Raw genomic sequence first — 19,909 nt, 5'->3', positions numbered from 1 at the left:
ATCCGAGTCAACGACGCCCTCGGCCTGGACCTCCACGTGCGGGACGTGTTCGAGGCATCCACGCCGAGCAGCCTGGCCCGCGTGGTCGGGGACTGCGTGCGGGTATCGAGAACGCTGCCTTTGGCTCCACGCACCCCATCGGCACCCGTGCCGCTCACCGCCGCACAGCATCGCATGTGGTATGCCAACGACGCCGGTCCGTCGAGCCTGTGGAACATGACCTTCACCTGGCACGTCATCGGGACCGCGCCGGACCTGTTGTGCGCTGCGGTCGTCGACGTCGTCGCAGCCTTCGACATATTGCGGACGACCTTTCCGGTCCAGAAAGGATCGCCCGTCCAGCACGTCGCCGACGTGTCAGAATCGGGATTTGAGGTGGCGCGACGGAACGTGGGCTGGAACGACATCGCCGGCGTGATGAAGGAGTTCGTCGACCGGCCGTTCGACCTGCGAAGCCAATTGCCGTTTCGCGCCGCCGTGTTCACCGTTCCCGACCAGACACTGTTTTTTGGATTGTCCGTCAACCACGTCGCGGTCGACGCTGTCGGGCTGAAGCTACTCATGCAGGAAATCTGCCGCGCCTACGCACGGCAGTTGCTCGGCGAAGGCCCTCGGAAACCAGACGACATCCAGTTCGCCGATTACGCAGTCTGGCAGGATACGCTCCGCGGCGATCCCACCGACTCGGACAGCCCGCTCAACCAACGTCTGCGCTACTGGGAGCGCACGCTCCGCGGTAGGGCCCACCCGCTCGATATTGTCGGCAGAGGAGTGCCGTCAGTTTCGAGATCGTGGCACGGTCGCACGCTTCCTGTCCGCATCGATTCCGCCACCCACGCGCTGCTCCGGGACGCTGCCAAATTTCAGAAGACGACCCTATTTATCGCAGTACAAACAGCATTCGCGGTGTTCGTCTCGACGCTGTCGGAGTCCAACGACGTGACGGTGGCGTGCGGCTCTGCTGAGCGAGAGACCGCCGGACTCGAGGACATGCTCGGGAACTTCGCCATCGACGTTCCGCTGCGCATCGTGATACAGCAATCGGCGACGTACGCCGATCTGCTAGCGGCGATGAACCGAATCGCGTTGTCCGCGTTCGAGAATAAGGACGTATCCGAGTTCGAACTAAAGCAGCACCTCGAGAGATCGAGAACCCCGCTGCCTCCCGGGCCGCTTTTTCAAGCGATGCTCGTGATGCGCGAGTATCAACGATCGGACGCGTCGATTCGACTGCAGCTGCCCGGAGCAGAAGTCGAGCAGTACTCATTCGGTACCGATGTCGGACAACACGACGTCGAATTCAGTCTCGTTGCACTCGTCGATGAAGACGGAACGCCGTGCGGAATCGAAGGCTACTTCATCACGCCCGAGTGGATGTTCACCGAGACTGAGGCACGGTTTCTTGCGGACCAGTTCGTCGACCTCATTGACCGACTCGCCCGCAACCCCGACCGCATACCCGAGCGCTTCGACGTAAAGGACTTGAAGAAGTGACATCGCCAGAAGTCGGACTCGATCGCACCTCCGGACCCGACCGCCCACGCCCCACAGAAATATCCGTCGTTATCCCCGTTCGGAACAACACGGCGACCATCGATGTCCAACTCCATGCGCTGACGTTGCAGGACTTCGAGGGCGCGTTCGAGGTAGTCATTGCCGACAACGGATCTACAGACGGAATGCAGGACAAGATCCGTCGGCACCCGACGCGCGCCACATTGGATCTGCGTTGGATCGACGCATCCGGCACCGTGGGAGAGTGCCATGGACGCAACGAAGGCGTCCGCGCCAGCCAGTACGACTTCATCGCATGCTGCGACGCCGACGACCAGGTAAGTCAGACGTGGCTGTCGGCACTGGCCGCCGCGGCGACAGCGGTGGACATCGTGGGCGGAAGCCTGGAGAAGACCACCCTCAACGATCCGGTGGTCGCGGCATGGAGGGAGGTGCCGGATCCTGCAGCGCTTCCGGTGTGCGGCAACTACCTCCCCTACGCACAGGGCTGTAACACTGCCTTCTGGAAGAATGCGTGGCAAACGATCGGAGGCTTCGACGAGTCGCTCATCGCGGGCGGTGGCGACATTGAGTTCTGCTGGCGCGCACAACTGGCAGGTCTCCAGCTAGGTTATGCAGCAGACGCAGTGATCGCCTACCGATTTCGAACGAGCCTGACCGAGAGCTGGCGTCAGGTGACGACCTACGGTCGCGGCCAGGCGAAGGTCGTCGCTCGATACCGAGATCGAGGAGCCGGACGGGCACCCCTGGCGCAGCTGTTCAACTGGATAGCGTTGATCATCGTAAACAGCCCTATACTGCCGTGGAATTGGAGTCGAAAACGGTTCGGATCGTGGCTGTGGACGGTGGGTGGACTCTGGGGATGCATGTCTGGCGGGATCAGCGAGCGGTACCTGTACTTCTGACTTCGTATGACCTCAGACTATGCTTTACGTGGTTGTAGTTCGTGTGTTGATGCGTTGAGATGCTGTGTGTTGCATGATGTTCGGTCGTGGATGTGTTGTCGCGGCGGTTGGTGCCGGATGAGTTGCGGGAGTTGGTGGAGCGTTGCTGCCGGAGTTCCGGCGGCGTCCGCAGGGTGGTGGGGTTGCTCCGGTGGATCAGCGGGCGGTGTTCACGGCGGTGGTGTACGTGCTGACCAGTGGTTGTGCGTGGCGGATGCTGCCGGGATCGTTCGGGGTGAGCCGACGGCGGATCACCGGTTCACGGTGTGGACCGAGGCCGGTGTGTGGCGGCGGCTGCACCGGGCGGTGCTAGTACTGCAACGGCACTCGGCTGAGTCCGTGCTGGTAGATGTGATGTGTGGTGTTGGATCGTGTTGTGGTGGAGTTGGATTCGTTGATGTCCCGGATCGGGGGCCGGTTCACCCGGTCCGAGCCGCGGGGGCGGGCGCGGGAGTCGGGCCTGTCGTCGGGTTTGGAGCGTAAGAACGGCTGGACGCAGGCTGAACGTGCTGGTGAGGGCAGCCCGGACGGGATGCAGCGGCTGCTGCGGAAAGCCGATTGGGACGTCGACGGGGTCCGTGACGACGTGCGGGCGTATGTGGTGGAGAATCTCGGTGACCCGGCCGCGGTGGTTGTCGCCGACGACACGGGTTTCCTCAAGAAGGGTGTGAAATGCCGAGATCGGCATTTCAGGCCCTTCTTCACGGAACCCGTCTCATCGACCACCAGCACTCCATCGGGTGAAGCCAGCGCCTCGACCACGTACGAGCGAACCTGATCGCGCACCTCATCGGCGCATCACCGCGCACGGTTGAGCAGATGCTGACACCCGTCGGGACTTACCGCTCCCGCCGCCTCGGCCAGCTGCCAGGAGTTCTTCCGCTCCACTGGCGCCAGCAACCCCGTCACATACGCCCTCGCCCACCCCCGCGGCTCCGCCCGCCCGAACGCCCCAGCAACGCGAGCGAACACATCATCCAGACTCGACCGCCACACCGCAATACCCTGCGGCACAACATCTTCCAGCATCGCAACAATCTACAGGTAAGGAACTACAACTGTCGTGCTAGATGAGCTGGGTAGCCGGGGGTTGATCGACTGGTCACGGGTGGTGATCGACGCGGCGAGCGTTCGGGCGATAAAGACATCCCAGGGGCTTTAATGTCAAGCCGCGGCAGCGTCTGCGATGTGTGGGGACCAGGCGGTGGCCTCGTCGTCCACCCACGACGTGGGCGACGTCCACCCACGACGTGGGCTACAAAGACTCTCACAACCCCCGGACCAACCACAGGGGTCAGGTCACGGCTTCAAGAGAATGGATGAAGAGCGCCGGAAAGGTTCGCTATCTCACCGCCGCGCGACACCGCGGTGTCATCGACCTGGCGTCTCTCTCGCGTGCTACAGGCCAACCCGACCGAAAGCCGCTCCGGAGATACGAGGCGAATCTCAGCGGCCCGGTGTGCGGCGTCGCGCATGCCGACGCCCGAAATCTCGCAATCGTGAGGCACGGGCGTTGTCCAGCCCTCGCGACCATGCGGCCAGTGCCTTGAGCTCTGTCATCCCGATGGCTTTGCCGATTGCATGTCCAGCGGCTCCCGCCCATTCCCAAACGGAGACACGATCGTGGGCCCAAGTCGTCACCGGATTGACGAATGCAAGGGCGCAGAAGTCTGCCAGTAGGTCTCGCATCCGGATCGGAGGATGCCCGGACGAGTGGTAGCGAGCAGCGATCCGCACCTGCCCGCGCCCTATCGCCACACCTCTGCGACAGTTCTGCGGGGCCGTTGCCCGCATGCGGTAGGTGAACAGCGGCTCGGGGTCGAGCCGAATGCTGAATCCACGAAGCTGCGCGCGGTACGAGAAGTCGCAATCCTCGGCGGTCGTCAAGGTGGCGTCCATCCCACCAAGTGTCAGCCACACCTCTCGCCACACACCGAAACTGCCGGCGCACACGAACGGCAACCATGTCCACCCGTCCTGCCCAGGCATCGTCACGCCTGTGATCCCGTGGCGGTGATCGAGTGCGAGTTCACCCCCTGTCCCAACGATATCCGCCGAGCGTCCGCTTTCGACGAGCGCAGCGAGCCATCCCGGAGCCACGCGATCATCGGCATCACAGAACGCCAGGAAATCAGCGTGGGCCCGGTTGGCACCCACATTCCTTGCATGTGCAGCTCCCCGGACGCCTGAAGCGTCAACGTACTCAAGCGACAGCCGCTCGTTGAGTGGGTGTCGTCCGAGGTGAGCCCTCAGGCCGTCGCTGGAGCCGTTGTCGCACACAATCACCGAGTATGTGCCCGAGAAGGTCTGCTCCGCCAGGGCGGTCAACTGCTCGTCGATCAAGTGAACGCAGTTACGCGCCGGAATAACGACCGCAACCTTCGGCCGTGACGGCCTCGAAGATGCCGCCGCAGGCTTTCGAATTTCGTTCATTTACGTATCGCCCCTAGAGCTGCTGCTCTTCCGGCGCCGGACTAGCACGCCGCAAATTTCTCCCCAAACAGTGGTGAGCACCCTGGAGATCCCCAAAGGATAACGGATCCGAGGAGCCAGCGCCGCATAACGCCCGTGCGACCAAGCAGCCGTCGCGGCTGGGCCGGGTCTGTCAATCTAACGGCTCTGTCCCATTTTCGGTGGTAGCGGCTCCCGGGCTTATCCGAGGAGGATCCTGTGCCGGAGCAGCGGAAAGCGAGCGCGACCGTACATTTGGCGTTTGATCAGCTTGGTTTTAGTGTTGACGCCTTCGACGGGTCCGTTGCTGTAGGGCAGGGTCAACCCGGCGATCGCGGCGGCGTGGTCCTGGTCGAGGCCGGTGAGGAAGGGGTGGAGTTCGGTCAGGTCCGCTTCGCGGACCTGCTTGATCCAGCTGTCGAGGTCGCTGCCACGACGTTCGGTCATGAGCTGGGCGACTCGCGAACCAGGTCGGTGAGCGCGGTCATCTCCGGGCACGCAGCGGTGATCTCTTCGAGGTGGGCGCGTCGAGTGTCGGGCAGGTCGGCGGGCCGGGTCAGAATCCAGCTGGCGACGCGTTTGGGTGAGAGGGTGATGCGGTCGCTGGTGAGGCGGCCCTGGTTGGTGTAGCGGTAGAGCAGGTTGAGTCCTCCGGTGTAGCCGAGGGCTTTGATCTCGTCGAACAGTTGCGGGACCGGGACCCCGGGGTCGGCGGCGCGGCGGGCGCGCAGATGGTCACGGTAGGGGTCGACCAGGCAGGGCCGGTATTGCGGTGGGCGGCGCAGACGGTCGGGTTCGGGCGCGCGGGCGTAGCGTTTGACGGTGTTGAGCGAGAGGTTCAGCCGGCGTGCACAGTCGAGCAGCCCGACTCCCCGATCGAGTAGATCGTGCACCGCATGCCAGCGCTGCAGTGTGGTGGTCCCGCCTTTGATCTGTCGATATTTCGGTGCCACGGTCGACCAGCAGCCGCTGTGGGCTACGACCACCCTCTCCACGGCTTGGGCGAGTCCATGCCACAAGTGCCATCGATCCGAGGCCTGTATCGCACCGGGCGCGGCGCGGCGGATGGCCTCGGCGTAGGTGGTGGAGCCGTCGCGCACGACGACGTCGATACCGGGATGGGCGTTCAGCCACGCCGCGACAGGCTCCGACCTGCGGTCGGGCAGCACGTCGATGCGCTGGTGGGTGACGGCATCGATGATGACGGTGCCGTAGCGGTGACGGCGGCGCAAAGCGAAATCGTCGAGGCTCACGACACTGGGCACCCGGCGTTGCGGCAGCGGGATCTGAAGCAGCGTCCGGATGGCGGTATGACGGGAGAGGCGAATCGACGATGCTCGCAACAGTCGGATGCTTGCTCGTCCAGCCAGTTCCCGCACGACCGCACGCAGCTGAGAGGTCAGCCGTGTGGTGCGTCGCTGATAGCGTTCCAGGACACCGGGAACCTGCTCACGGAAGGTTTTCCTGCACGACGGGGTCGGACACTGCAGACGGCGGACACGCACACGGACGACCACTGGTCGGCCGTCCAACGGCAGGTCGGTCACCGTCCGATCGTGATACCCGTGGACCCTGGTCGACCACGCGCCGCAGCCAGGGCAGGCGGTGGCAGAATCCGGAGTCCGCGCCCGAACCACGACCCGACCCGACTCCACCACCGCATCCTCGACGATCAACGGGAACAAGCCCGAAAACACCACGCCCACAGGAACATTGACAACACCCACGAACCGGTAGTTCTACCCGCCACCGCGCTACCACCGAAAGTGGGACAGAGCCGTTAGATTGACAGACCCCGGCATCACGAATTCTGCGCCAGAGCCAAGATCCGGGATGGTCGGGTGGTGAACCGGCCGATGTATGTCGCGGTCGGTGTCACTCTCGCAGGTGAACGTGATGTTCTGGGCTTGTGGGTCGGTACCGGCGGAGAGGGGGCGAAACATTGGGCCGGTATCCTCGGCGAGCTGCGGAATCGTGGTGTCGCCGACGTCATGATCGTCTGTTGTGACGGCCTGAAAGGGCTGCCCGAGGCGATCAACGACACCTGGCCCCTGGCTGATGTGCAGCAGTGTGTCGTCCATCTTGTGCGGGCCGGCCTCAAATACTCCTCGCGGAAATACTGGAGCCGGATCACCAGCGAACTGCGTGCCATCTACACCGCGCCTACGGTCGAGGCTGCCGGAACACTGTTCGACGAGTTCGCTGCGGAGTGGGAACCGAAGTATCCGGCCATGATCGCGGTCTGGCGGAACAGTTGGGAGCAGTTCACTCCCTTCTTGAAGTTCCCCGCACCGATCCGCAAACTCGTGTACACCACGAATGCGATCGAGATCCTGAATGCCCGATTCCGGCACGCGACCCGCAGGCGGGGACATTTCCCGAACGAGCCGCTTTGAAGGTACTCTACCTGGTGATTAGGAACCCGTTGAAAAATAGGCAGAATGTCACTGGAAAGATCGCCGGATGGAAAGATATACTCAACACGCTCGCCCTGTTCTACGGTGAGCGGATAACTGGAGAATAATCGACGCGATCATTGCTTCGCCCACAAAAATTCGGACAGTCTCGAACTAACTGCGGGGTTGTGGCAGGTCGGTTGTTGTTTTCCGGCATGTGCGTGGTTGCAGTGTGGTCGTCTCGGTGCCTGCGCGCGGTGGGCTCTCCTGCTGGTGGTCAGAGTGGTTGAACCCTTTGGGCGACGGCCCCTTTGGGGCCCTGGCCGACCGAGAACTGGACCCGTTGTTCGGCGTCGAGGGTGCGGAAGCCGTCTGTGAGGATTTCGGAGTGGTGGACGAAGATGTCACCGCCGTTGTCGCGGGCGATGAATCCGAAGCCTTTGGCGGGGTCGAACCATTTCACGGTGCCGTGTTCCATCGTGTACTTCCTTGCTCCGGCGTAGTCGGCGGGATGGGTGTAGAGCCCGGTTCTGTCGGGCGGTGGGCGGTGGTGGCTGGGGCGGTTTCGGTAGCGGTATGTGGTGATAAGCGTTTGTCGCGGCGGTCGTTTCGGCAGTGGGTGGGTACGTCGTGTGTGGCGGTGCCGACGCGCGCGCCGGACGGCTGTGGTGATGGGATTGCCGAGCAGCGCGACGGCCACGCAGCGGAGGAACTTTGTCAGCGAGGTGGGGGAGGGCTTCCGGGGTTCTGGCTGCTTGATCACGTGGGCGGGATCCCGCCGGGTGGGTCACGGTGGCGGGTTGAGGGGGAGGTGGCGGGCGAGCCAGGCGAGGATGGTGGGGTAGTCGATGCGGGCGGAGACGTCGATGGCTCGTCCGGCCGGGTCGCGGGTGATGCGGCCGTCGGCGGCGATCCGCACGGTTTCGGCGCCGAATTCGACTGCCGGAACGCCGAGGGCGGCGGCGAGGGTGACCGGGTCGTTCATCCAGCTGGAGGGCCGGTGGGCGAACCATTCGGTGGCGTTGGCGGCGATGAGCTCGGCCCAGGGTGGTGCCTCCGGCGCGGTGAGCCACGTGTACAGGGGGGAGTCGGGGGCAACGGCGAGTTCGGGGGTGTTGGTGTGGGTGGACAGCACACACCGGGGCCGGTGAGCGGCGCGTAGGACCAGCCCGAACGCGGCGGGGTCCATGCGCGGGTTGTGCGAGGCGCGGCTGGGGTTGCGGTAGTGGTCGAGCCAGCCGCCCATCATCGTGAACTCGATTTGCTCGATGTGGTGCGGACGGGTGATGAAGAACTCGGCGACGTTCGAGACGGGTCCGATCCCGACCCAGACGATGCTGCTGCTGGAACTCTCGCACACGCTGGCGAGGAAGTCCACGACGTCGGTGTGCACCGGTCGGGCCTCGGGAAGCAGGCTGTGCATGACGAACCGGTCGGCGGCGCCGTCGAGTGCGCTGCCGGCTACGACGGGTACGTCTGTGCGGCCGATGCGGTCCAGGAGTGCGCGGGCGTAGCGGGCGCGGTCGTGGCCGGGGGTTTCGTCGTTGGTGACCACGATAAGGTCTGCGACGACTTCGGCCGCGACCCACAGCGCCAGCGCGTCGTCGAGGTCGTGCCCCAGGTCGGTGTCGAGCACCACGGTCTGGCGATCGAACACCGCAGGGCCGATTGGTTGCGGTGCGGTCGAGCGCGATACAGCTGGCGCGATGCCGAGGGAGTTGTAGTCAGGTGAGGAGTGCACAGGGAGAGTCCTGTCGAGGGTGTGGTCGGGCGTGGTCGAGTGGCGGCGGCACATCTGAAGGGCGGGTGGTTGGTGCGCTGCTTGCCGGGTGTAGCTGATCAGCGCGAGTGAACACGGGTGAGTGCGACGCGGGTCACCGCAGGAGCCTGTCGTGGGCGGGCGTGTCTCACGATGGGCCTCCGCGCGGCAGCGTCGACAGTTGCTCGACCCGGACGGTGTAGGCGCGCTGTGCAGCGAGCACTGCCGTGAGCGCGGCCTCGTTGTGTCTTTGCTGCGTGTAGGTCACCCACCGCTCGGCCATGATCGACACCAGTCGTCCGATATCGAGGCGGGCGGCGGTCATGTCGAGGAGCACGGCGAGTTTCGCGTCGATCGTTCGGACACACCAGGCGATCTCGCGGTCGATCGCGTCCCTGTCCGGCCCGGTGGCCTGAGTCCTGCGGTGATGGGCGTCCACGATCGACGTGGACAGCAGCGCTACCCACCCGACACTGCGGCTGCCTGCCGCGGATGTGCTGGACTGGGCAACGCGCTCGCGCAACCATGCCTTCGCTCGCAGCGCCGCAGTTGCGAAGGCAGCGCCGAGTCCGGCGGGTGTGTGCCGCGCGGGCAGCTGTCGGGCGAAATGAGTGATCCATTCCTTCGCTTGCGGCAGCCCGGCCAGGCTTTCGGTATGCGCGTCCACCGGCGTGTCGCTCCTTGTTCTCATGGTCATCGTGTGGGGCAGATGCCGCGCCATCCCAGGGGCAGCTCCACCCGGCAGGCATGAATATCGGCCAGCAGATCGGCGTAGCCTTCCCGGACCTCGCCCAGGTGGAACCACGCCTCGTGACGCAACTGCTCGTCATCGGTGTGGCGCACCGTCCACCAGGCTTCGGCAAATGTCTGGGCGACATGGCTGATCACCTCCCCGAGGCAGTGGGTGTGCCTGCGCGCGCCGGTCGGGCGTGGCAGATGAAACGCAGCCCAGGAATTGACCTTTTCGATCACGTCGGTGATCTGCCTGCGCACCGCCGCATCATCGAAACCCGCAGGCTGATGGCCGGAATCCACGCAACCAGGCAACAGCGCGGCATGCAGATCACCGAGTTCGCGCGCCCACCTGGTCAACGGGGCGTCGCTGTCGAGGTGCCCGGTGATCGCCGCGAGCAGCTGCTCGGGCGTCAGCAGCGCGTCCGGGCCTGCCGAACTGCTTCCGGCCGGTGATTCCGCCGCGCACCTCGGTCGAGACTGCGCACTCACCGCCTACCGACCCGAACATTCGACCGGCACCGCGACCGGCAGGGTGTACTCCGAAGGCAGCGTGCACCGAGTGATGGTGTGTCCCCGGTCGGCGAATCTCTCGGCATGCGCGCACAGCGCGGTCAGCGCCGCGACCAGATCGTCGTCGCGGTGGCGGGATTCGTCCAACTCGACCACCAGCTGCCCGTCATCGCGCTGCACCAGGCGGATGACACCGCCCAGCTCGCCGAGCCCGAGCCCGACTTCACCCGCTGCGTTGGCCGCGGTGTTGGCGTCATCGACCAATGCCACATACACCGCATCCACGACCTCGATCAGCTCCGGCCAACCCCGACGAGTCAGCGCTTCGACCATGTCGAATCGCGTCACGGTCGGCACCGCCCCGACAGATGATTCGACCAGCACCCGCTCACCCGGGCGCGGCGCATCAGACGTGCCCTGCAGCGGAACCCTCGCGGGGACATCGGTGGCCGTGGCGGAGTCCAGGAAGTAGACGTGCGCTTGCGGCATCCGCGTGAGCCGTTGCACGACCGCTCGCCCGGACGCGCCCAGACCGGTCAAATGTGCCCGCGACGGCACGATGAGATGACCACGCCCATGACCCTCGATCTCCTCCATCACCTGCCACAACACCTGCGTACGGGGGGAGTCGGCATCGAGCACGCGTGCCAGATCGATATCCCGAGACGCGGCGATCCGTTCCAACCGCCACCTCACCGCAGCAGCGGGATCGCAGTGGTCGAGATCCTCGAGCAACGCCCGCAACACCCGCTCGGGCGCGGCCGGTTCGATAACCACCCGGCCGGGTCCCAACGCAAAATACGTCGCGTAGTCGTGCATCGCGCTGCTCACTGCGGCGCGTTCGAGACCGGTTAGCAGTTCCGATCGTGCGTATCCGAACCACATCAAATGACTCCTCTCGTCGTCATCGATTCCGGCCGACAGAGCCGTCATCGTGTGCCAACTTGTGCTGGTGTCTCGGGTGCCGTCCATTGCCGGTCACCGGGTACGTGGTGTTGCCACCATCATCGAGTGAGCCGCAGCGTGGGGTAACTCCGTCGAGACGTGTAGTTACGTAGCCGCTTTGGGTGCCTACGTGACGTAGTCGATTTGCAGGCAGGGCTCCCACCGGCGATCTGTGGCCGATAGCCTGAGGATGATGATCAACAGCCGAGGTATGAGCGACAGATGGAGTCGCGATGAATGTGCATGAGGCATCCGCTGTTACGATCGCTCCCGCTCTCTGGGAGAGCCCAGCTATGCGAGCGGCGCTCGCACACCGCGACCTGAAAAGAGTTTTCGAACTACTTCAGCGTGGGGGCTTCTCTCAGCGGGAGATCGGCCGGCAGGCCGGTTTGACCTCATCCGAGGTGTATCAAGTCCTGCACCGGGGTCGGCGGATCAGCGCGTACGACGTCCTTGGCAAGATCGCCGATGGACTGAGAATTCCACGGGGATATATGGGACTAGCTTACGACGAGTCCACCCAAAACAATCTCGACCTGGCGGCGGCTACCTGTTCGCCCATCGGATCCGAACGCGACGAAGTTCGATCATTGCTCTCTTATGCGGCAAACGTAACGATGGGAACGGCCGCGGACGACGTGGCGCACTGGTGGCAGCCTCTCGAACGAGAGATCGCGCCCGCTCCGACCAGGATTGGACAGTCGGACGTCGAGCGTATTCGAGCGCTCACTGCGGCTATGCGAGCGATCGACTACCGCCACGGTGGCGGCGCATGTCGCGACGCCATCGCCGCGCAAGTACGCTGGTCACAGCAACTGCTCAACGCAGATGGAGGGGAACAGGCCAAACTCCGGCTGAGGTCTGCCTTGGCGGACCTGCACAACTTGGCTGGCTGGACCTCGTTCGATGTCGGTATGTACAGTCCCGCTCGCAAGCATTTCGGGCGGGCCCTCGAACTAGCCCGGAGCACCAACGACTTTTCACTGTCGGCGAATATCCTCTATCGCACAGGCAGGCTGCACCTCCACCGTGCAATGCCACACGAAGCTCTGAGGTTCTTCCAGCTCGGTCAGATCGCTGCGCAGGACTCGGGATGTTCGTTGACCGTTGCTATGCTGTGTGTAAACGAAGCATGGACTTACGGCCAACTCGGAGACCGCGAACAGATGCGCCGCTCGGTAAGCCGGGCCCAAGACGAGTTCAGCCGTGCGGAACTCGAGAACGCCCCGGTGTGGGTGAGGTTCTTCGGCGAAGCCGATCTGAACGCTTCCATCGGCGTAGCCGTTGTTGCTATGGATAAGGCTGCGAATCGAGATCTGGCAGATGGCATCGATTTCCTGCAGGCGGCACTTGCTCGCCGTGGTCCTGACATGAACCGAAGTAAGGCTTTCGAACTCACTGCGCTAGCCACCGCGCTTCTCCAGTCTGGTCAGCGGGAAGACGGCCTACGATTCGGAAGAAGCGCGGTAGCAACTGCCTCGACAGTGAGGTCGGTTCGAACAGTCGATAGACTGGCGCCATTGAGGAGGGCAGCGATTAAATACCCGAATGACCCTGAACTCAAAGAGCTGGCCCGTACAATCGATTCACTAGAGGCTGTCCAATGACAAATTCGCTGATCAGTGGCGATCTGCACGCCGATCCAGAGGTCAAGTGGGCCGACAGGGCTCTCCATGCTTCCTGCGCCGCCGCGGATCTGGATCCGACCGGCGCACGACTTATCAAGTTCACCAACAATGCTGTATACGCCCTCGAGTCCGAGCCTCTGGTTATTCGGATTGCTGGATCACGCGCAGTGCGAAATCTGATTCCGAAAATTGTCGCGACGGCTCGATGGCTGGCCGGAAACGATATTCCTGCCGTTCGGCTCGCCGAGGATTTTCCACAGCCTCTGCAGCTTGACGAGACCGCAGTGACTTTCTGGCATCGAGTCGACGAGTGCGACCAGCGGGCGCAACCGGACGGCCGCGACCTCGGAAGAGTTCTGCGTCGCTTTCACAACCTTGCCGCGCCCGACTTCGAACTACCCAGGTGGAACACGCTAAACTCGGTCAGGAAGCGTATCCGAGACGCGGATGTTCTCGCAGACGGCGATCGGGAATTCCTCGAATCTTCCTGCAACGAGCTGGAACAGGAACTAGTGGGTGTCGGCTTCCTGCTTCCGCCGGGTCCTATACACGGCGACGCTTTCGTCGGCAACCTCATTGGCGGACCGGGCGGTGCAGTCTTATGCGATTTCGATTCGGTCGCCATAGGGCCCCGGGAATGGGATCTCACTCCAATTGCTGTAGGAAAACTGCGTTTCGACTATGGCACCGACTACCACAGGCAATTGGTTGCCGAGTACGGTGTCGATGTTCTAGAGTGGCGAGGTTTTCCGGTTTTGCGAAAAATCCGGGAACTGCAGTTGGTGACCAGCGTGCTGCCTACGCTGAGATCTAATCCCGCACTGTTCGATCAGTGGAATCACCGCTTTACATCGTTCAGAAACGGTGATCGGTCAGTAATGTGGACAACGTACCGATAGCCGATCACATGGTCAGATCGAATCCTCGCAGTGCCTCGGCGGCCACCGTTGGGTGATTGAACGCATTATTTCTCGGCTGACCGACGACCACCGACTCAGCATCCGCTACGACCGGAAGGAACAACACTGCTGGTTTCTACCGAATACGCGGATGGTGGGACCGGTGCAGCAGCGGGTCATTGATGATGGGCGGGGTGTCCCGGGGGTGTGAAGATCTTCCGGCACCACCACCCGCGGCTGTCACCGTCCATGTCCGGCGGAGGGGACCGCCTGGGAATTACATCCGTCGTGGTCGTAGCGGCGAGCAGTGGACGGGTCAATGGCACTGGCTGAACCGGCATCGTGCCGAGCTGCGGTGGGTCGCTGTGCAGCTGTATGCACACGAAGGCCGAGTTCAGCGTATGCGACTCATCGCGGAGGCGACCGGTTGCGCTGGCGGGCTGTGCCAGCCGCTGATCTTCCACATCCTTACCGACCTGATCTCCAGCCTCGCTGATTCATTCGCTCGAAGTAGGCGTCGTCTGCGGCCTGGATCTGGTCCTCTGTCAGCGTTGCCGGGGTGTCCGGAGCATGAGAGCGCCCGCCGAGGACATCGACTCGCTCGTGGGCAGCTCGGTGGCCAGCAGGAAGTCCTGCGCGCACGTATATGCCGGTTTCCTGCCTGCCCGCAGCACGACCGTGTGCCCTTGACGCGCGGCGGCGTCCGGACGATCATGGCCCCGCAGCCGGTGCTTGCCGCCACTGGGAACCTGCTGCTTCGCCCTGGGAGCCGTCCGATGCACCAGCATTTCCTCTCCGCCTACCAGAGGTGAGGTCAGACGGCCAAAGCCGAAGAAGGCTTGGGTGCTTCGGCATCGCACGGACGGTGACCTGCTCGCACTGACGACTGCAGCCGCGCGAGCGGGCATGGCGTCAGTCAGCAGTCGATGTGTGTCAATTCCGAGGCGAATTCGGTCCTGTTGTTCTGCGAGGTGTATCCGGCGGGCACGTACAGCGTGGCGGTGCCGTATGAGTAGTAGTTGCCTGTGACACAGTCTGCGACGGCTTTGAGGAGTGACTCGCTGCGGTACAGCGCCCATTTCCAGTTGGCGATGAGGGGAGTGATGTTCATCCACATCACCAGCATCAGCTCGATCGTCTGCGCTTTGTGGTCGCTGCTGATCGGGGTGCGCGCCCGCATCGCTGCCGCGACACGTTCGACCGCTGCTTCGGCCGGTGGTGTTCCGCCTGCTTGTGCGGTGAGCAGTCCCTGGGCCAGCCGGGTCGTCAGCTCGACCTGGTCCTGGCGATCGGACCAGTCGGCGAGCACCAGATGTGATCGACGAGGTCAGCCTGATCGGCCACCGCCAGCACACCAAGCGGCGCCTCGAAATGATCTGGCAGACCACCGGCCGCGGGTCGCGCGGCGGCCTGAGCGTGTGGAAACCCTACGAGCTGATGGACCTGCCGATGCAGGAAGCGATGCGGCATGCGGCAGCGGTCGCGCTCGATCTCGTTGCGGCGCGCGATATCACCGCTGAAGGCGATCTCGCCTCGGCGCTGGTGACCCCGTCGCACGCCCCGGTCTACGAGGGCGACAAACCGACCCCGTTGGTCACCGCCTGGAGGCGGGCTATCACCGAAGTGACCGCGGCGATCGACCGCGCCCGCATAGATCCGGCCACCGCACAGCAGCTGCTCGCGCTGGCGACCCTGTCGGCCCGGACGCTGGAACACTTCCAGCGCGAACGCGCCTTCCTCGCCGAACCCGGCATCCCCACCGACTTCCTGCCCACAGCCACCGAATACGCCACACGCCTATGCCCGATGTGCGACAACGACGTCTACGCGGTAATCCGCACCATGGGCGTGCGACTGGACGAGCTTCCCTCGCCGATCAGCATCGGCCATGGGCCGCCGATCCATGGCCGATAGGACGCGCCTGACCTCCGAGCCGCATCCGTTGATGTCGTCAAATGACCCCTTGAAGACATGCCCCGGAAGCGACGGCGGCGCCACCCCGATCATGCGGAAACAGCCCTGTGTGTGACTCGGGGCGGGAAGTGGCGGTGTTCTCGCACTGTCAGGTGGCGCCGATGACGAGGGTCCTGCGGGCGGTTTCGGCGACTTAAGCGGTGATGGTGTGGAGTTCGTTGATTTTTATGTACTTTCATGTGCATCTCTCGAACCACCTTGATGCCCTCGGGCATCCCGAAACATCCGCGCCACCGATTATGACAACACCGGTAGTCATAACTGCATGTCGCGTATCGATGTGGTGGATGGTGGAGCGGGCGGTCCCCGGTAGTGTTCGCTGCTGCGGGACCGGCTGGGACGAAAGAGATGGGGAGATCCAGTGGATTTGGGCAAGAACCACGACGGGACGAACGGCTCGGGCTACGAGGCCTATCCTGCCGGGTCGGACAGCTGGCCGGGATCGCAGCCGGCCTACGTACCGTCGCCACACGAATACCAGCCGGACAGTGGGATCCTGGCGCATCCCACCAGGATGCCCAGACCGGTGAGAGCGGCGCAGATCATCTCCTGGCTGTTCGGCGGTCTCGGCGTCGCGCTGGCGGTGCTCGCAGGCGCCATGGGTAAGCCCGAGTTGTGTGGCGCGCTGATCGGGGGCTTCCTTCCTGCCTTCTTCCTGGCCCTCTTCGCGTGCGGTTTCACCGTGAACGGGAACGGCGTGCGCGTGGCCGCGATCGTTTTCGCGGGCGTCGGAATCCTGTGGGGCCTCGGCGGTATGTCACAGGGGCGCCCGCCCGGACTCTTCGGCTTCGGCGCGAGTCTGGCAATCGTGATCCTTTTGTCTCAGCGCAGTGCGGGAGCCTGGTTCAAACGGCCGCATTGAGGGTGCAGTTCTATGGGGTGTTGCCGAGGTGTCGGTAGAGGGTGGGGCGGGTGACGCCGAACTCGGTGGCGATCTGGCCGATGTTGTAGCGGCGTCTGCCGGCGTCGGCGAACTAGGGCGTGTCTCCCAATAGCTTGAGCCATTCGATGGCGAGGGCTATGACGAGGTTGGCGCGGTAGACGATGGCGAGCTTGTCGTAGCGGGTGGCGATGGCTCGCCACTGTTTTGCCTTGTTGAAAGCGCGTTCGACGACATTGCGGCCCCGGTATGCCTGCTTGTCGAAGCCCGGTGGCCGCCCGCCGGCGCGGCCCTTGCGCTTGCGGTTGGCGATCTGGTCGGCGCGTTCGGGGATCACCGCCTTGATCGCTCTGCCCCGCAGCAGCATCCGGTTGGCTGCCGAGGAGTAACCCTTGTCGGCGCGGACCTCGTCCGGGCGAGTGCGCGGCGCACCACCGCGCAGCCGAGGAACACCGATCCCGTCCAGCACGGCCGCGAACATCGGGCTGTCGCCGCCTTGGCCGGGTCCGATCAGCACCGGCAAAGCCCGGCCGTTGCCGTCACAGGCCAGATGCATCTTGGTGGTCAGCCCGCCGCGGGATCGGCCGATGGCATGATCGGCGGGCTCATCGAGCAGATTGTTGTAATTCGACCGAGCCCCCTGTGTGGCGGGCGGCGGTCGCGCCGTGCTGGTGCACGCGCGCGATCGAGGAGTCCACCGACACCGCCCAGTCCAGGCCGCCGCCATCATCGGCCAGCGCCGCCAGCGCGACCAGCACCCGATCCCAGGTACCGTCCCCGGCATAGCGCCGCTGCCGCTTCCACACCGTCTGCCACGGCCCGAACTCCCTGGGCAGGTCTCGCCACGGCACTCCGGTCCGAAGCCGATACAACATGCCCTCCACCACAAGGCGATTGTTCTGGAAGTTCGGCCCTCGATTCCGGATCGAACTCGGCAGCAGCAACTCGAGCAACTCCCACTGCCTGTCGGTCAACACCCACAAACGGTCCCCATCTACCACCCGGAACATGGTGCCGCAGAACCCATCAAATCAATGGGAGACACGCCCTAGTCGTACATCTGCCGCGCCAGCTGTAACTGCCGCGGGCCGAGCTTGGGTTTCTGGCCGCTGGCACGGCCCCGGGCGCCGGCCAGGCCGTCGCGGGTGCGTTCGGGGTTTCGGACGCTGCCCTGAGGTCAGCACTCGCAGCATGTATCCCGATAATGCCGCTGAGTGCGCTCGCCGAATCGGCCACGCCGTGCACTAAACCTCGACGGCCGGGTCCTCCAAGGCTGCATCCCCGATCGATCTCCAGAGCATCCCCGAGGCTGCCGATCAAGCCGCCCCGAATCGACTCACGGCCGATACCCGATGCTGATCCTCGTGACGACCGGCCTCGGAAGACGCTTCTCGGCGACACATCCGAGCATCTCACGCACCGCCATGACCCCCAGGCCGCGGTAGACCGATGCACACGAGTCGACCTCATGTTGCTGGACAACACGAACCACCATCTGCGCCAGCACCGGATCCCCTCGGCGGCGATCGGGATCATGGGCACCCGCACCAGCCAGCTCGATCAATGCGCCCTCGGCCAGGGCTGTCACGAATTCCTCGTCCGCGCCCAACCCCAGCACGAACTCGACCCAGGACAACTCACCCTCGGTGACCGGCTCGAAATCCACTTCGGCGTAACCCCAATCAGGCGCGCAGTTCCCCGGCGTCTTCTGCGAACGCACAGAAATCCCACGTACCGACCGTGCCAGCCGCATCGTCACGTCCACGAGAATACGAGTCCGACGCTGCAATAGATGACACCGTCGCATGCGCCCGTCCATGGCAGCAGATTGCACGTGAACGATGAGATCGAAAACGGCCGTCCGAGCCCGCCACGCAACGCATGGAAGATCAACGCGCCAAGATCATTCCCGACTGGACAGACCGCCTCCCTCGCTGGCGCGGGCGATAGTTCTGAATCCGCGGGGACCTGCAGCCACGCACCAGTAGCCAACCAGAAGATGCCTCCCGAGGCGAACTCATGGGAAAGGCGTATGAGCGACTACTTCGTCGTCCGGCCGGCGGTGAGGGCAGCGCCGGTCTGCTCACCTGCCCAGTCGATGTGGTGTCGCGGCCTTGTACGTGCTGCAGTGGCATGACCTTGCCGATGGCGGGCGCTACCTTAAGTGGCGCAGCGAGATCAAGTCAGCGTGAGTCCCGCTTTGGCAGAGGGCTTTCGACCCAGTTCACTCTGTGGATCGAAGGCGCTCTGCAACGCCTGTAAGAAGGCAGACGCGCCAGGTGGTAGCTGTCCGGCTGGGCCTGCGTATCCGCTAAAGCCGCTCCGCGTGTGACGGCGTCTGCCCGGAGCGCCGTCAAACGAACTGCGATCCAATGGAACCGAGCGGCGGCCTGCTGCGTCGGTATAGATTGACGGACTCGGTCTCGGACATGAGGAGCAGGAATGGGTGGCATCGAGCGGGATCCTCTCGGCGCACATAGCAGTGGGCTAGGGGAGCAGGTCGACTTGATGCTCGAGCAGTTGCAGCGGCAACGCCAGGGATTCGTGGCTGCGCAGTCCCGTCTGTCGTCAGCGACAGCTGAGGCGTGGTCCTCCGACCGATTGGTCCGGGTGGTGAGCAATATCGCCGGAATCCCGATCGAGGTGCATGTCGTGCCGGAAGCGTTCAAGCGTTCCACGCCCGAGAAACTTGGCCGGTCGGTGACCGAAGCTGCGCAGTTGGCTGCTCGACTGGTCGCCGAGCGGGCTCAGCAAGCACTCGGACCTATCGAGGAGCTGGTGGACGGTATGCCCGATCTCCCTGACCTTATTCCTGGCGCTCCCAGCGTCAAAGACTTGTTCAAGTCAGTCGTTCCGCGGCCGCCCAGCCCGACGTCCACGAAGCCGACGCGGCCTCACGTCGATGACGAAGACGAGGACGAGTACTTCCGCAATGCCTCGTATCTGAAGGAGCGCCCATGAGCGACTTCGGCGTCAATCCAGAAGCACTACGCGCTACTCAATCTCGGTTCGTCAGCGCGTCCGATCGCGTCAAAGCGGCAGCCGCTGACTTGCGGCGAGTTATCGAGGCTGAAGGTACGTGCTGGGGTTCGGACAAGATCGGACAGTCCTTCGCCAAGGATTATGTGCCCGGTGCGGACGACGGGTTGAAAGGGACAGACGGCCTGGCGAAGGTACTGACGAATCTCGGTGACAGCGTCGTCCTCATCGCCGACAAGGTGCAGGCTCAAGATCAATCGACTGCTGACAGCGTGAACCAGATCAAGCCGTGAC

At 63.9% G+C, this 19,909-nt stretch carries 18 protein-coding genes and 7 pseudogenes; 11 read left to right on the top strand and 14 right to left on the bottom strand.

What is annotated here, in order from left to right; translation table 11 throughout:
- The 4 genes and pseudogenes from ACT89H_RS27875 to ACT89H_RS27860 form a co-directional block, all read left to right on the top strand.
- On the top strand, positions 1 to 1,494 hold a 1,494-nt coding region (locus tag ACT89H_RS27875; RefSeq protein WP_445111639.1), incomplete at its 5' end, for a condensation domain-containing protein.
- Positions 1,491 to 2,420, top strand: coding sequence for a glycosyltransferase family 2 protein (locus ACT89H_RS27870; RefSeq protein WP_445111638.1), 930 nt, complete (start codon positions 1,491 to 1,493; stop codon positions 2,418 to 2,420). The genes ACT89H_RS27875 and ACT89H_RS27870, both read left to right, overlap by 4 nt.
- A 110-nt stretch (positions 2,421 to 2,530) precedes the next feature.
- A pseudogene (locus ACT89H_RS27865) lies at positions 2,531 to 2,771 on the top strand (transposase); the annotation flags it as partial.
- Positions 2,772 to 2,817: 46 nt separating this feature from the next.
- A pseudogene (locus tag ACT89H_RS27860) lies at positions 2,818 to 3,132 on the top strand (transposase); the annotation flags it as partial.
- Between the two features lie 14 nt (positions 3,133 to 3,146).
- On the opposite strand, the pseudogene ACT89H_RS27855 reads toward ACT89H_RS27860, so the two are convergent.
- The 3 genes and pseudogenes from ACT89H_RS27855 to ACT89H_RS27845 form a co-directional block, all read right to left on the bottom strand.
- A pseudogene (locus ACT89H_RS27855) lies at positions 3,147 to 3,485 on the bottom strand (transposase); the annotation flags it as partial.
- Between the two features lie 420 nt (positions 3,486 to 3,905).
- Entirely contained in the window at positions 3,906 to 4,892 is a 987-nt protein-coding gene (locus ACT89H_RS27850) for a glycosyltransferase family 2 protein (protein WP_445111637.1), read from the bottom strand.
- Positions 4,893 to 5,111: 219 nt separating this feature from the next.
- Positions 5,112 to 6,637, bottom strand: a pseudogene (locus ACT89H_RS27845) (ISL3 family transposase).
- A 96-nt stretch (positions 6,638 to 6,733) separates the two neighbouring features.
- Between ACT89H_RS27845 and ACT89H_RS27840 the strand changes: the two are divergent.
- A pseudogene (locus ACT89H_RS27840) lies at positions 6,734 to 7,434 on the top strand (IS256 family transposase); the annotation flags it as partial.
- A 149-nt stretch (positions 7,435 to 7,583) separates the two neighbouring features.
- On the opposite strand, the gene ACT89H_RS27835 reads toward ACT89H_RS27840, so the two are convergent.
- The 5 genes from ACT89H_RS27835 to ACT89H_RS27815 all read right to left on the bottom strand — a co-directional run bounded on the left by ACT89H_RS27835 (position 7,584) and on the right by ACT89H_RS27815 (position 11,195).
- A complete protein-coding gene (locus ACT89H_RS27835) occupies positions 7,584 to 7,784 on the bottom strand; it encodes a cold-shock protein (protein ID WP_445111636.1) in 201 nt (66 codons plus the stop codon).
- Positions 7,785 to 8,093: 309 nt separating this feature from the next.
- Positions 8,094 to 8,963, bottom strand: a complete 870-nt coding sequence (locus tag ACT89H_RS27830; RefSeq protein ID WP_445111635.1) for a nucleoside hydrolase — start codon at positions 8,961 to 8,963, stop codon at positions 8,094 to 8,096.
- A gap of 250 nt (positions 8,964 to 9,213) precedes the next feature.
- The gene (locus ACT89H_RS27825; protein ID WP_445111634.1) at positions 9,214 to 9,732 is read right to left on the bottom strand and encodes a hypothetical protein; all 519 of its coding nucleotides are present in this window, start codon (positions 9,730 to 9,732) and stop codon (positions 9,214 to 9,216) included.
- Positions 9,733 to 9,758: 26 nt separating this feature from the next.
- Complete coding sequence (locus ACT89H_RS27820) at positions 9,759 to 10,289, bottom strand: hypothetical protein (RefSeq protein WP_445111633.1); 531 nt, start codon at positions 10,287 to 10,289, stop codon at positions 9,759 to 9,761.
- A gap of 3 nt (positions 10,290 to 10,292) precedes the next feature.
- On the bottom strand, positions 10,293 to 11,195 hold the full coding sequence (locus ACT89H_RS27815; protein WP_445111632.1) for a hypothetical protein: 903 nt from the start codon (positions 11,193 to 11,195) through the stop codon (positions 10,293 to 10,295).
- Positions 11,196 to 11,488: 293 nt separating this feature from the next.
- Between ACT89H_RS27815 and ACT89H_RS27810 the strand changes: the two genes are divergently transcribed.
- Both ACT89H_RS27810 and ACT89H_RS27805 read left to right on the top strand, forming a co-directional pair.
- Positions 11,489 to 12,862 (top strand): NsdA family TPR-like regulatory protein, encoded by a 1,374-nt coding sequence (locus ACT89H_RS27810; RefSeq protein WP_445111631.1) that lies wholly within the window; start codon positions 11,489 to 11,491, stop codon positions 12,860 to 12,862.
- Positions 12,859 to 13,782: an aminoglycoside phosphotransferase family protein gene (locus ACT89H_RS27805; RefSeq protein ID WP_445111630.1), complete on the top strand. Its 924-nt coding sequence runs from the start codon at positions 12,859 to 12,861 to the stop codon at positions 13,780 to 13,782. The genes ACT89H_RS27810 and ACT89H_RS27805 overlap by 4 nt, the downstream gene beginning before the upstream one ends.
- 545 nt (positions 13,783 to 14,327) lie before the next feature.
- On the opposite strand, the gene ACT89H_RS27800 is transcribed toward ACT89H_RS27805, so the two are convergent.
- Both ACT89H_RS27800 and ACT89H_RS27795 read right to left on the bottom strand, forming a co-directional pair.
- Positions 14,328 to 14,570: a hypothetical protein gene (locus ACT89H_RS27800; RefSeq protein ID WP_445111629.1), complete on the bottom strand. Its 243-nt coding sequence runs from the start codon at positions 14,568 to 14,570 to the stop codon at positions 14,328 to 14,330.
- 128 nt (positions 14,571 to 14,698) lie between these two features.
- Positions 14,699 to 15,091, bottom strand: a complete 393-nt coding sequence (locus ACT89H_RS27795; protein ID WP_445111628.1) for a hypothetical protein — start codon at positions 15,089 to 15,091, stop codon at positions 14,699 to 14,701.
- 5 nt (positions 15,092 to 15,096) lie between these two features.
- On the opposite strand from ACT89H_RS27795, the gene ACT89H_RS27790 reads away from it, so the two are divergent.
- Both ACT89H_RS27790 and ACT89H_RS27785 read left to right on the top strand, forming a co-directional pair.
- Positions 15,097 to 15,696 (top strand): hypothetical protein, encoded by a 600-nt coding sequence (locus ACT89H_RS27790; protein WP_445111627.1) that lies wholly within the window; start codon positions 15,097 to 15,099, stop codon positions 15,694 to 15,696.
- Between the two features lie 421 nt (positions 15,697 to 16,117).
- Positions 16,118 to 16,618: a hypothetical protein gene (locus ACT89H_RS27785; RefSeq protein ID WP_445111626.1), complete on the top strand. Its 501-nt coding sequence runs from the start codon at positions 16,118 to 16,120 to the stop codon at positions 16,616 to 16,618.
- A 10-nt stretch (positions 16,619 to 16,628) separates the two neighbouring features.
- Here ACT89H_RS27785 and ACT89H_RS27780 read toward each other — a convergent pair.
- The 4 genes and pseudogenes from ACT89H_RS27780 to ACT89H_RS27765 all read right to left on the bottom strand — a co-directional run.
- Positions 16,629 to 16,703 (bottom strand): annotated as a pseudogene (locus ACT89H_RS27780) (hypothetical protein); the annotation flags it as partial.
- Positions 16,704 to 16,730: 27 nt separating this feature from the next.
- Entirely contained in the window at positions 16,731 to 17,363 is a 633-nt protein-coding gene (locus ACT89H_RS27775; RefSeq protein WP_445111641.1) for an IS5 family transposase, read from the bottom strand.
- Positions 17,364 to 17,451: 88 nt separating this feature from the next.
- Positions 17,452 to 17,646 (bottom strand): annotated as a pseudogene (locus ACT89H_RS27770) (transposase); the annotation flags it as partial.
- A gap of 326 nt (positions 17,647 to 17,972) precedes the next feature.
- Positions 17,973 to 18,356 carry a hypothetical protein gene (locus ACT89H_RS27765; RefSeq protein ID WP_445111625.1) on the bottom strand — a complete coding sequence of 128 codons (384 nt, stop codon included), beginning with the start codon at positions 18,354 to 18,356 and terminating at the stop codon, positions 17,973 to 17,975.
- 722 nt (positions 18,357 to 19,078) lie between these two features.
- On the opposite strand from ACT89H_RS27765, the gene ACT89H_RS27760 reads away from it, so the two are divergent.
- Together ACT89H_RS27760 and ACT89H_RS27755 are read left to right on the top strand one after the other, a co-directional pair.
- Complete coding sequence (locus ACT89H_RS27760) at positions 19,079 to 19,597, top strand: YbaB/EbfC family nucleoid-associated protein (protein ID WP_445111624.1); 519 nt, start codon at positions 19,079 to 19,081, stop codon at positions 19,595 to 19,597.
- The gene (locus ACT89H_RS27755) at positions 19,594 to 19,908 is read left to right on the top strand and encodes a WXG100 family type VII secretion target (protein ID WP_445111623.1); all 315 of its coding nucleotides are present in this window, start codon (positions 19,594 to 19,596) and stop codon (positions 19,906 to 19,908) included. The genes ACT89H_RS27760 and ACT89H_RS27755 overlap by 4 nt, the downstream gene beginning before the upstream one ends.
- Position 19,909 lies beyond the last annotated feature (1 nt).

This window comes from Nocardia aegles, from assembly GCF_052545135.1.
This window is presented reverse-complemented; position numbering and strand designations above follow the sequence as displayed.

Excerpts from the sequence above, each read along its gene's own strand:
- ACT89H_RS27805 (WP_445111630.1), top strand. The coding sequence starts at position 12,859 with ATGACAAATTCGCTGATCAGTGGCGATCTGCACGCCGATCCAGAGGTC.
- ACT89H_RS27850 (WP_445111637.1), bottom strand. The coding sequence starts at position 4,892 with ATGAACGAAATTCGAAAGCCTGCGGCGGCATCTTCGAGGCCGTCACGG.
- ACT89H_RS27800 (WP_445111629.1), bottom strand. The coding sequence starts at position 14,570 with ATGCTGGTGCATCGGACGGCTCCCAGGGCGAAGCAGCAGGTTCCCAGT.
- ACT89H_RS27810 (WP_445111631.1), top strand. The coding sequence starts at position 11,489 with ATGAATGTGCATGAGGCATCCGCTGTTACGATCGCTCCCGCTCTCTGG.
- ACT89H_RS27775 (WP_445111641.1), bottom strand. The coding sequence starts at position 17,363 with ATGGCGGCGGCCTGGACTGGGCGGTGTCGGTGGACTCCTCGATCGCGC.
- ACT89H_RS27760 (WP_445111624.1), top strand. The coding sequence starts at position 19,079 with ATGGGTGGCATCGAGCGGGATCCTCTCGGCGCACATAGCAGTGGGCTA.
- ACT89H_RS27815 (WP_445111632.1), bottom strand. The coding sequence starts at position 11,195 with ATGTGGTTCGGATACGCACGATCGGAACTGCTAACCGGTCTCGAACGC.
- ACT89H_RS27835 (WP_445111636.1), bottom strand. The coding sequence starts at position 7,784 with ATGGAACACGGCACCGTGAAATGGTTCGACCCCGCCAAAGGCTTCGGA.
- ACT89H_RS27755 (WP_445111623.1), top strand. The coding sequence starts at position 19,594 with ATGAGCGACTTCGGCGTCAATCCAGAAGCACTACGCGCTACTCAATCT.